General features: G+C 69.3%; 10 protein-coding genes. 1 reads left to right on the forward strand and 9 read right to left on the reverse strand.

Annotation, left to right across the window (positions count from 1 at the left end; translation table 11 throughout):
- Both AB0H36_RS33140 and AB0H36_RS33145 read right to left on the reverse strand, forming a co-directional pair.
- Positions 1–643, reverse strand: a 643-nt coding sequence (locus AB0H36_RS33140; RefSeq protein WP_360532685.1) for an alpha/beta fold hydrolase, incomplete at its 3' end; no start/stop codon positions are given.
- Between the two features lie 9 nt (positions 644–652).
- A complete protein-coding gene (locus AB0H36_RS33145; RefSeq protein ID WP_360532688.1) occupies positions 653–1,600 on the reverse strand; it encodes a YafY family protein in 948 nt (315 codons plus the stop codon).
- Between the two features lie 61 nt (positions 1,601–1,661).
- Between AB0H36_RS33145 and AB0H36_RS33150 the strand changes: the two genes are divergently transcribed.
- Entirely contained in the window at positions 1,662–2,804 is a 1,143-nt protein-coding gene (locus tag AB0H36_RS33150) for an epoxide hydrolase family protein (RefSeq protein ID WP_360532691.1), read from the forward strand.
- A 3-nt stretch (positions 2,805–2,807) separates the two neighbouring features.
- On the opposite strand, the gene AB0H36_RS33155 is transcribed toward AB0H36_RS33150, so the two are convergent.
- From AB0H36_RS33155 to AB0H36_RS33185, 7 genes are all read right to left on the reverse strand, one after another.
- Complete coding sequence (locus AB0H36_RS33155) at positions 2,808–3,716, reverse strand: ribonuclease Z (protein WP_360532694.1); 909 nt, start codon at positions 3,714–3,716, stop codon at positions 2,808–2,810.
- A gap of 13 nt (positions 3,717–3,729) precedes the next feature.
- Positions 3,730–5,988, reverse strand: a complete 2,259-nt coding sequence (locus tag AB0H36_RS33160; protein ID WP_360532697.1) for an aminotransferase class III-fold pyridoxal phosphate-dependent enzyme — start codon at positions 5,986–5,988, stop codon at positions 3,730–3,732.
- A 14-nt stretch (positions 5,989–6,002) separates the two neighbouring features.
- On the reverse strand, positions 6,003–6,665 hold the full coding sequence (locus AB0H36_RS33165) for an MBL fold metallo-hydrolase (RefSeq protein ID WP_360532700.1): 663 nt from the start codon (positions 6,663–6,665) through the stop codon (positions 6,003–6,005).
- Between the two features lie 72 nt (positions 6,666–6,737).
- Positions 6,738–8,063 (reverse strand): metallopeptidase TldD-related protein, encoded by a 1,326-nt coding sequence (locus AB0H36_RS33170; protein WP_360532703.1) that lies wholly within the window; start codon positions 8,061–8,063, stop codon positions 6,738–6,740.
- Positions 8,060–9,529: a TldD/PmbA family protein gene (locus tag AB0H36_RS33175; protein WP_360532706.1), complete on the reverse strand. Its 1,470-nt coding sequence runs from the start codon at positions 9,527–9,529 to the stop codon at positions 8,060–8,062. The genes AB0H36_RS33170 and AB0H36_RS33175 overlap by 4 nt, the downstream gene beginning before the upstream one ends.
- 107 nt (positions 9,530–9,636) lie before the next feature.
- Positions 9,637–9,852, reverse strand: coding sequence for a hypothetical protein (locus tag AB0H36_RS33180; RefSeq protein WP_360532709.1), 216 nt, complete (start codon positions 9,850–9,852; stop codon positions 9,637–9,639).
- The gene (locus AB0H36_RS33185; protein ID WP_360532712.1) at positions 9,849–10,643 is read right to left on the reverse strand and encodes a hypothetical protein; all 795 of its coding nucleotides are present in this window, start codon (positions 10,641–10,643) and stop codon (positions 9,849–9,851) included. The genes AB0H36_RS33180 and AB0H36_RS33185 overlap by 4 nt, the downstream gene beginning before the upstream one ends.
- Positions 10,644–10,842: the final 199 nt, after the last annotated feature.

Genomic DNA, 10,842 nt, shown 5'->3' on the forward strand with positions numbered 1-10,842 from the left:
CCCTCGGCTCCTCCCAACCCTGGTGCCCCCGCCCCGCCCGCCGCGGGACCACGCTCGTGACCGCGTGCCGGCCGGAGGTGATGTCCACCCGCCGGACCGAATCGTTGACTGCAGCAACGACCGCGGGCTTCTCCTGCTTGGCGGTCGGGCCGAGGAACGCGTCGATCACCGGCCGGACCAGCGGCCCGCGGACGCCTCCGATGAGCTGGGCGGATCGAGTCAGCACGCCGTACTCGACCTTCTGCCGCAGGCCCGCCGGTGAGGCGGTCGCGTTCATCAGTACGGCGACGCCGATCCGGTCGGGATGGAGCGCGGCGAAGGTGCCGCCGATCATGCCGCCCCACCTGTTGCCGACCAGATGGGCCTTGCCGACGCCGAGGTCGTCGAGGATCTTAGTGATCACCTCGGCGCACTGCTCGAAGCTGAACGGTCCGGTCAGCGGTGTGCTGTCACCGTGGCCGGGTGGGTCGACCAGGATCACCTGGAACCGGTCGGCGAAGTGCGCCGCCTGCCCGGACCACAGCGTCCCGTCCATCATCAGACTCGGCCAGAACACCATCGCCGGCCCTGATCCGCCGACCCGCAACCGGATCCGGCCCAGCACCGTGTCGACGTACCGATCCTGCAAGCCGTCGAGAGACATGACCGAACGCTACCCGCCGGACGGCAGCGCCGCGGTCAGGCGAGCGGTCAAAGTCTGGATCTCGGTGACCAGCTCGGGCGGCGACTCGACTTCGAAGGGGTAGCCGAGGAGACCGATGTAGAGGATGAGCTCGGTAAGGGAGTTGGCGCCGGTGTCCACCTGGGTCGTGTCCGCGGCCAGCGGCGTGAGGGTGGCGACGCTCGGCGACAGGCGGTCGGCGAGTTGCTCGGCCGGGGCGTCGACGCGGAAACGGGCCTGGTAGCGGTAGCCGCCGGAGGCCACACCGCGGGCGGTGAGGTCCGGATCGGGGACCTCGCGGGGTGCGAAGCGTGGGCCGGTCGGGATCCGCGGCTCCATCCGGTCGAGGCGGAAGGTCCGCCAGTCCTCGCGCTCGACGTCCCAGGCGACCAGGTACCACCGGCGTCCGGTATGCAGGAGGCGATGCGGCTCCGTCGTACGGACGCTCGACGTACCGTCATGGCTTCGATAGTCGAAGCGCAACCGCTGCCGATCGCGCGAGGCCGCGGCCACCGCGAGTAGGACGTCCGGCTGCACGACCGCCGCTCCGGACGGCGTCACATCGACTGACTGGAGCAGGCTGATGCGATGACGCAGCCGGGACGGCAGGACCTGCTCGAGCTTGGTCAGCGCCCGGACCGACGACTCCTCGATGCCCGCCACGTTCCCGGTCGCGGCCGCGCGCAGGCCGATCGCGACCGCGACCGCCTCGTCGTCGTCCAAGAGCAGCGGCGGCAGCGCCGTACCCGAGCCGAGCCGGTAGCCGGCCACCCCGGGTACGGCGTCCACCGGGTAGCCGAGGTTGCGCAGCTTGTCGACGTCGCGGCGAACGGTCCGCACGTCGACCCCGAGCTCGATCGCGAGCGCTGCGCCGCTCCACTCGCGAGGGAGCTGCAACAGGGACAGCAGCTTGAGCAGCCGGGCCGAAGTTTCGAGCATGTCCTGATTCTGTCAGCCAGCTAGGACCGGAACTGTCCTAACCGGCTGACAGAGTCGAGACATGATCAAGCCATTCCGCATCGACATCCCGCAGAGCACCCTCGACGACCTGGCCGCCCGGCTGCGCAACACCCGGCTGCCGGCCCCGCTCCCCGGCGACGACTGGGACACCGGTGTGCCGGTCTCCTGGCTGAGCGGCCTGGTCGACTACTGGCGCGACGAGTACGACTGGCGCCAGGCCGAGGCCGAGCTCAACGCGTACCCGCAGTTCACGACCGAGATCGACGGCCAACTGATCCACTTCCTGCACGTGAAGTCGCCCGAGCCGGACGCGCTGCCGCTAGTCCTGACGCACGGCTGGCCGGGCTCGATCGTGGAGTTCCTCGACCTGATCGGACCGCTGACCGACCCGGTCGCGCACGGCGGCGAAGCCCAGGACGCCTTCCACCTCGTGATCCCGTCGCTGCCCGGGTTCGGCTTCTCCGGCCCGGTCAGCAAGGGCGGCTGGACGCGGGCCCGGACCGGGCAGGCCTGGGCCGAGTTGATGGAGCAGCTGGGCTACGAGCGGTACGGCGTCCAGGGCGGCGACATCGGCGGCGCGGTATCACCCGAGGTGGCCCGGGCCGCGAAGGACAAGGTGGTCGGCGTACACACCAACGGCGGACCCAACCTGCCGACGTTCCCGCTCAGCGACGAGGAGCTGAAGAGCCTCACCCCGCTGGAGCAGGACCGGATCCGCCGGATCGGCGAGTTCATGCAGAAGGAGTTCGGCTATATCGCCATCCAGTCGACCCGGCCGCAGGCCCTCGCCTACGGACTGACGGACTCACCGGTCGGGCAGCTCGCCTGGATCATGGACAAGTTCCGGGCCTGGACCTACCCGATGGAGACGCTGCCCGAGGAGATCATCAGCAAGGACCGGCTGCTCACCAACGTGATGATCTACTGGCTGACCGGCACGGCGGGATCGGCGGCGTACGTCGGTTACGCGCAGGAGCAGGCGTGGGGCGAGACCCGCGAGTACTCGGGTGTCCCGACGGCCGCGCTGGTCCTGGCCCACGACGTCGCGATCCGCCGGTACTCCGAGAAGGACAACAACATCACCCGTTGGACCGACGTCGACCGCGGCGGCCACTTCGCCGCCCTCGAGGTCCCCGACCTGCTGCTCGCCGACGTCCGCGAGTTCTTCCGCACCCTGCGCTGACGGTCAGCGGCGCGGTGGGACCCGGGTCCGGGTCAGGTCGGATGCTACGACGAGGTCGCCGGAGAACTCCTCGGCGGCTTCGTCGTGGAAGGCCTGCGGGTCGAGGTAGCGCTGGGAGAAGTGGGTGAGGACGAGCTTGCGGACCCCGCACTCCTGAGCCACCCGGGCGGCCTGCCGAGTGGTCAGGTGACCGAACCGGCGGGCCAGGGTCGACTCCGTGGACAGGTAGGTGGACTCGATCACGAGCAGGTCGGCGCCGTCGGCGAGTTTGAGCACGTTGTCGCAGAGCCGCGTGTCCATCACGAACGCGAACCGCTGACCGGGCCGCGGCTCGCTGACCTGCTCGATCGTGACCTTCCGCCCGTCCACGTCGATCGATCCGGTCTCCTGCAGCCGGCTGATCGCCGGGCCGGCCACGCCGTACTCCGCGAGCTTGTCGGGGAGCATGCGGCGGCCGTCCGGCTCGATCAGCTGGTAGCCGAAGGACTCGATCGGGTGCTCCAGGCGGCGGGCCCACAGCTGCCCGAACGGCCCGACCGACAGCAGGCCGTCCTCCTCGACGGGCTCCTCCAGCAACTCGGCTCGCTCGTAGAACGAAGCGGCGTACCGAAGGCGGGTGAAGTACGTCTGGCCCGACGCCGGGTAGTGCGCCCGGACCGGATGCGGTACGTCGTCCAGCGATAGCCGCTGCACGATGCCGGGCACGCCGAGACAGTGGTCGCCGTGGAAGTGCGTCACGCAGAGCCGGGTGATCGCGCCGGCCGGGACCCCGGCGTACAGCATCTGGCGTTGCGTGCCCTCACCCGGGTCGAAGAGGAACCCGTCGGTGTCCCAGCGCAGGAAGTAGCCGTTCTGCGTGCGTTCCCGCGACGGCACCTGGCTTCCGGTGCCCAGCACAACCAGTTCGCGCACGCGCCAACAGTAGCTAACCGAGCGCCTTCTGGAACGCGGTTAAAAACTGCTCGACCTCGGCGGACTCCCAGATCAGCGGTGGGCGGATCTTCAGCACGCCTCCGCCGGGACCGGTGGTTCCGATGAGTACGCCGTACTCCCGCAACCGTTCGGCGAAGTCGGCCGCGTCGGGCAGCTCGACTCCGACCATGAGGCCTTGGCCGCGGACATTCGGGACGAGAGCCTCCAGGCCGGCGCGGAGCTCGGCGCCGACCTGGCCGGAGCGCTGCACCAGGCCGGTCTGCTCGATCACGTCGAGCACGGTCAGGGCCGCGACGCACGACACCGGGTTGCCGCCGAAGGTGCTGAAGTACTCGTCCACCTCGACGAACGCTTCCGCGATCTCCCGGCGGGTGATCAGCGCCGCGACCGGGTGACCGTTGCCCATCGGCTTGCCGAGCGTGACGAAGTCCGGTGTCAGCCCGAAGTCCTGGAACCGCCAGAGATTGCGTCCACCACGACCGAAGCCGGCCTGCACCTCGTCCGCCAGGAACAACCCACCGGACGCCTGCGCCTCGTCCTGCAACCCGCGCATGAACGAGTCGGCCGGCGTCAGGATCCCCGCGCTGCTGAACACGGTGTCGACCGCGAGCAAGGCAAGGTCGTGCCCGGCACGCTGCAGATCCGCTCGCGCCGCCCGGACGCGCTGCACGGCCGCAGGACCGTCGTCGGTGACCTGGCGGGGTGCTTCGAAAATCGCAACATGCGGCGGGCGGGCTTCCGGCGGGTACGTGTTGGTCGAGAAGGCCGCGGTTGCCTCGCTGACCCCGTGGTAGGAGAGGTCGGCAACGATCGCACCGCCCCGCCCGGTCACCACGCGTGCCATCCGCCACGCCAGGTCGTTGGCCTCGCTGCCGGAGTTGGCGAACACGCACGTGTCCAGCCCGTCCGGCATCGACGCCGTCAACCGCTCGGCCAGCTCGACCACGTTGGCATGCAGGTACCGCGAGTTCAGATTGAGTACGGCGGCCTGCCGCGAGATCGCCTGTACGACGGCCGGATGGGCGTGCCCGACCACGGGAACGTTGTTGTAGGCATCGAGATACCGGCGACCGTCCGCCGTGTGGATCCATGCGCCGGCCGCCCGGACGACCTGCAGCGGTGAGCGGTAGAACAGTGGCGACAGCTGACCGCCTAGCGCGGTTTGCCGCCGTACCAGCAAGGTCGGATCGGCTGCTTGGGCGGAGCGGACGCGCTTGGTCCCGCAGAGGCTGTGGAAGCGGGCGGCGAGGTCACCCGCCGGTACGTCGGTGAGTTCGTCGAGGATGCGCCAGCTGCCCGCGACCAGACTGGTCAGGTACTCCTCGTTGTCCGGGTAGAGCGGCGCGCGCCAGGCCGAGATCAGGACACTCGCGGCGGAGCGGGCCAGGACGAGCTCGCCGATGAGCTCGACCTCAGCGGGCTCGAGCGGCAGCACTCGCTGGTAGCCGTCGAGGAACCGGCCAGCGTCCCGCCAGAGGTCGTCGGACTCACGCAGCAGCGACGTCAGGCTGATCGCGAGCTCCGCGATGCGAGCCGTGTGGTGCATGTCGCCGAAGTCGATCACACCGGTGATGCCGCCGTCCTGCAGCAGCACGTTGCTCAATGTCACATCACCGTGCAGCACGAACCCGGGCAGCTCCCGCGCCGCCGCGTCGAGGCCTTCGAAGCGGTCGAGCAGGCGATGCATCGGGACCCGGCGCGTGTCGTCCGGCAGCCGGTCGGCGTACGGCCGCAAGGTGGTCACGATGCGCGGGTCCCAGTCGAGCCGCCGGTACGCCGCCGGATGCCCGAAGCCCTGCAGTGCACGCGTCAGCCGCGCGCTCACCGACCCGAACTCGGCGCCGAACCACTCGGGCAGCGCCATCAGGTCGGCGACCTCACCGGGCATCACCGTCATCACGCGGACCAGATGCGTTCGCCCGTCCGCGGCCTCGACGGTCACCGCCGAACGGCCGTCGAGGCTGGTCAGCACGCGCGGAATCGGCAGGTCGGGATCGACCTGCTCGACGTGCTGCATCGCGGCGTTCTCCATCGCGATCTGCTGCGGGTCGTCGCCGGTGTTCGACACCTTGACGACGAGCCGCCGGCCGTCGGCGGCGTGCGCGAGGAAGTTCCGGTCCCGTTCGCTGCGCAGGTCCGACACCTCGGCGTCGATCCCGTACTCCGACTGCAGCAACCGCGTCGCGGCGGCCACCCCGACCTCGGGTGGGTCCTCCTGCATGCTCGGCGTCCGGTCCGGCGTGGTCTGCACAGCAACTCCTTCGCTCACGGCACCCGGAACCCGAGTGGTGTCGCATCCCCGATGTAGTCGAACCCACGGATCGCGCGGTCATGCCCTGGATACACGACATCCGCCAGCTTGGCGACCCGCTCGACCGACGCATCCGCCTGCTCCCGGTCGTACGGCCGACCGGACGCTTTGCGGGACCGCAAGACAGCAAGCGTCGGTACGGCGTCCGCCGCGAGCACAGTGCCGTCGGACACGAGCAGGCCGATCGAGCCGGGGGTGTGCCCGGGGAGTTCGATCACCGTGACGCCGGGTATCACCTCGTCGCCTTCACCGGTCTCGCGGAGTTTCAGACCGGACAGGATCGCGTTGGCCCAGGGCGGCGTACCGAAGTCGGTGGCTGGTGGGTCGGCTAGGTTGCGCAGCTCGGCGGGGTGGATGAGGACCTCGGCGTCGCGGAAGAGGTCGGCGTTCTGGAGGTGGTCCCAGTGGCCGTGCGAGACGACGATCTTGGTGATGTCGGCCGGCTCCAGGCCGCGATCCTTCAAGGCGGTCAGCAGGATGCGGCGTCGGCCGACGTGACCGAAGTCGAACAGCACGCGCTCGTCACCGCTCTCGACGAGCAGCACCGAGCAGAAGGCCGGGTTGCCCTGGTCCGAGGTCAGGGAGTAGCCGTTGAGCAGGGGGATGACCGAGGGCATGCAGTCTCCGGGTGAGTGGTGCAGCAGTGCCCCGCGGAGTTATGAGCACGCGTCACGCGGGGCACTGCTGGATCAGGGGAGGGTGAGGGGGGCGGCGTCGATCAGCAGGGACGGGACGACGACGCTGTCCATGAAGGTGGTGTCGCCGCACTCCCGGGTGTTGCCGACGGCAAGGACCGCGTTGAGTACGTCGTCCATCCGGAAGGTGAACCGTACTTGCGGGTGCCAGGCGACGATCTCGCCGTCTTCGGCCCAGTAGGTGCCGTCGCGGGTCGTGCCGGTGACGAGTGTCTGCTTGGGGTGCAGGGAGCGGAGGTAGTCGAGGCGGTTCACGACCAGGCCGCTGCCGCAGTCATCGAGGAGTTGCTCGTCGGTCGCGTCGCCCGGGGCGAGCAGTAGGTTCGACGGGCTCGGGTCGCCGCCGAACCGCCAGCCGTCGGGTACGGCGTGCCCGGTGGGGACACCGCCGGTGACTGCTGCGCGGCGGCGGTCCGAGACGACGCCGGTGAGCACGCCGTTCTCGATCAGCTGGGTGCGGCGGCGTACGTTGCCCTCAGCATCGAATCCGCTGGGCAGGCCGGCGGCGTCGGCGCCGTCGTCGACCAGGTTGAGCAGGTCGCTCACGACCCGCTCCCCCAGCCGCCCGGCCACCGCCGAGCGGCCGGTCGCGTATCCGGTCGCGCCGAGCACGAAGTGCCCGTAGGTCGCGATCAACGTGATCACGGCCTGCGGCTTCAGCAGCACCCGGCACGGCCCGTGGTGCGCGTCCTTCGTCGGCAGCGGCGTGAGCGCCTCCCGCAGCCTCCCCGCGATCTCCCCCACCGGCACCTGGTCCGCATCCCGATGCATGTACCGCACACTGACCGAGTTGTCGCCTCTCTTCGCAATCGCCTGAATCGCAGCCTTCGTCAACGTCTCAGCCCGAAACAACCCCTCGGAGTCCGCCACCACCCGATCCAACACCTCAAACCGAATAGCACCCCCAAGCGTCGTCGACGAATCCAACCCGTCGCGTACACCAGCAAACCACCGGTGTCGGTCCGCGGGGTCTGCTTGCAGTACCGAGTCGGCAGCAGCCACGTGAGGTGTTTCAGTGGAGTGATCCACGGCAAAGGAATCTGTAGCTGCGGAGGCTTGAGGTAGATCGGCCAACGCGGCTTCTAGGCGGTTTGCGAGTGTGCGGACTGCGTCGGGGGCGAGGGTTTCCAGGGAGCCTGCGGCCGAGCGGCCGTTGCGGGTGGTGCGGACTCGGACTCGGAGCCGGCGTTCGCTGTGCTGGGCGGTGATCTGGGACTCGGCGTAGCGGAGCAGGTCGGCGTGCTCGCCGAGGACGTCGAGGCGGGTGCCCTCGCCGAGGATCTCGAGGGCCTGCTCGACCTGGGACTGCTGGATGCTCATCGTCCTACCTGCACCTTCTGGAAGCGACCTGGGACCGTGCCGTGGCCGACGTGCGCAACCTGCAGCGGCTCACCTTTGTTGCAGGACGGGACGCCGTGCACCTTCCACTCGTCCGGTCCGCCGAGCGCGTCGAGGCTGGCCCAGAACTGCGGCGTGACGCTCTGGTAGGTGCAGTTCTTCAGCATCCGCCCGAGCTTGCCGTCGCGGATCTCCCAGCCGATCTCGGTGCCGAACCGGAAGTTCATCCGCTGGTCGTCGATCGAGAACCCGCGGTTGGTGTCGACCAGGATGCCGCGCTTGGTGCCGGCGATCATCTCCTCCAGCGAGGACTCCCCCGGCTCCAGGCAGATGTTCGTCATCCGCACCAACGGCAGCCGCTGCCACCCGTCCGCCTTGGCCTGCCCGGTCGACTCCAGACCGAGCGCCCCGGCCGACTCACGACCCGACATATATCCGACGAAGATCCCGTCCTTCACCAGTTGCGTCCGCTGCGCCGGCACACCCTCGTCGTCGTACCCGAAGGAGCCGAGCGCGCCCGGGATCGTCGCGTCGGCGTACGCCGAGACGATGTCGGAGCCCCAGCGGAAGTTCCCCCGCCGTTCGGGAGTCGCGTAGGTGCCGCCGGCCAGGCTGACCTCGGTGCCGAGCGCCCGGTCGGCCTCCATCGGGTGACCGGCGCATTCGTGCAGCACCATCGCCAATTGGTTGCTACCAGCAATGAGTGTCGTAATCTCGTCCGGGCACTGCGGCGCGGACAGCAGCGCGACCGCCTCGGACGCGATCCGCGCCGCCTCCCGATCCAGGCCGAGCGAGACCACATGCTCGTACCCCGCGGTCGCGAAGTCGCCGCGCTGGCCACGGATCTGCCGCGGCACACCTTGCGGGAACGACCGCCGCTGCAGGTCGTCACCGTCGCTGGCGTTGACCATCAGGCCGCCACCGCACTCGGTCAGCGTCTGCTCGATCAGCGCGCCGTCGGTGTTCGCGAACACCTTCTCGTCGCGGTAGAAGTCCACCGAGGCCTCGATCTGCTGCACCAGCGGCCCCGCGGTCGACGCCTCCTTCACGGCCGCCGCCAGCAGGTCGAGCTTGCTGGACAGCGGCACCGTGAACGGGTCGACCTGCATCGGCGAGCTCCAGCGGTCGCGGGTCGTCACCGCCGACCCGAGCGACACCCGCCCACCACCGCCGGCTGCGCGAGCCTGGCCGACCGCCTGCGCTACAACGGCGTCGAGACCGCGGCGATCGAGCCGGTGCGTGGCAGCGAACCCCCACTGACCGCCGATCAGCACCCGCAGTCCGAGGCCGGTCGAGTCGTCGTACCCGACCTCGCCGGGGCCGTCGAGCTCGACCAGGACCTGCTCGTGCGTCCGCCGTACGACGCGGATGTCGCCGTACTGCACGTCCGTGGGAAGGAGGCCGAGCACCGCCTCGGCGGTGTCGCGCATCACCGGTGAATCGGACACTTCGGGACCTCCGATACGGAAGGGGAACGGGCGCCTCTCCGGCACTGTAGCAGACACTACGAGATTCTGAGAAGACGTTGTGTTTGCTACAGCGCCAACTGAAGAGGTCAGCGTTTCGGGCGGACGTCGATCGCCAGGCTGATGGCGAACGCCGCGAAGATCGCGACCCCGCCCAGGGCGGTCAGCGCCGTGTCGCCCAGCACGCCGGTAGCCATCACGACGAGCGTCACGCCCAGCGCGAGCACCACGGCGACGGCGATCTTCCAGTCGTCGCCGATGATGAAGTCGTACCAGAACTGCCCGAAGGCCTTGAGGAACTTCACTTCTTCACCTCCACAGCAACCTCGGCCGCTGCCACCGGCGCCGCGGACACTCGCAGGACCGCGACGAAGATCCGGCTGAGCAGCAACCACGCGGCCAGCAGGACCAGGAGCATCAGGTCGTGGCCGAGCCAGTCGAGACTCTCCCGGTCACCGCGGAAGATGCCGAGACCTTCGACCGCCCAGTAGGTGCCGAACGACGCGAGCAGCAGGCCGACGCCGTACTTGAGCAGGTTCTCGTTGATCATCGACAGCGGGCGGCGGAGTGCGACCGCGACGCCGAGCACGATCACCACGGCGGCGATCGCACCGAGCGCGGCGCCCGGGATGTTGTCCGCGTTCAGGCCGAACGTCAGCACGATGAACACGACCTCCATGCCTTCGAGGAAGACGCCCTTGAAGGAGACCATGAACGCGAACAGGTCCAGGCCCTTCGCGCTCTCACCGGCCGCCTTGGCCGCGGCGACCTCTTCCTTGTAGATCGCTTCCTCGTCGTGGATCGCCTTGCGCCCGGATGATCTCAGAATTGCCTTGCGCAACCACTGCAGCCCGAAGATCAGCAGCAGGCCGCCGATCGCGAGTTGCAGGGCCGACTCCGGCAGCCAGTTCGCCAGTGCGTACCCGGCCGCCAGGGTGACCACCGCGAGCGCGCCGAGCGCCGCGAACGTGCCGGCCAGCGCCGACCGCCAGCTCCGGGTGTACCCCATCGCCATCACGATCGTGGTGGCTTCCACCATCTCCACGAAGCACGCGACGAACGTCGCGATGATCAACCCCCAGGTTGCCGCATCCATCTCCCACATCCTCGTCTCAGTTGAAACATATGCTGCACGAAACGCTAGCTACATCGTTGCGAGTGTGTCAACGCAGTCCGCAGGCACCTGAAAACGGGCAGGCCGAAGCACCCGAGGGAGGGGCTCCTCGGGGGGGTGGGGGGGGGGGGTTAAGGCACGGGGGCGCCCCACGGGGCGGCCGGGATGTTTGCGCCGGCGG

This window comes from Kribbella sp. NPDC050820, from assembly GCF_040653975.1.
GTDB lineage: Bacteria > Actinomycetota > Actinomycetes > Propionibacteriales > Kribbellaceae > Kribbella.

What these genes read in the sequence shown, in the direction of transcription:
- AB0H36_RS33145 (WP_360532688.1), bottom strand. Translation starts at nt 1,600, where the DNA reads ATGCTCGAAACTTCGGCCCGGCTGCTCAAGCTGCTGTCCCTGTTGCAG.
- AB0H36_RS33150 (WP_360532691.1), top strand. Translation starts at nt 1,662, where the DNA reads ATGATCAAGCCATTCCGCATCGACATCCCGCAGAGCACCCTCGACGAC.
- AB0H36_RS33165 (WP_360532700.1), bottom strand. Translation starts at nt 6,665, where the DNA reads ATGCCCTCGGTCATCCCCCTGCTCAACGGCTACTCCCTGACCTCGGAC.
- AB0H36_RS33170 (WP_360532703.1), bottom strand. Translation starts at nt 8,063, where the DNA reads ATGAGCATCCAGCAGTCCCAGGTCGAGCAGGCCCTCGAGATCCTCGGC.
- AB0H36_RS33185 (WP_360532712.1), bottom strand. Translation starts at nt 10,643, where the DNA reads ATGGATGCGGCAACCTGGGGGTTGATCATCGCGACGTTCGTCGCGTGC.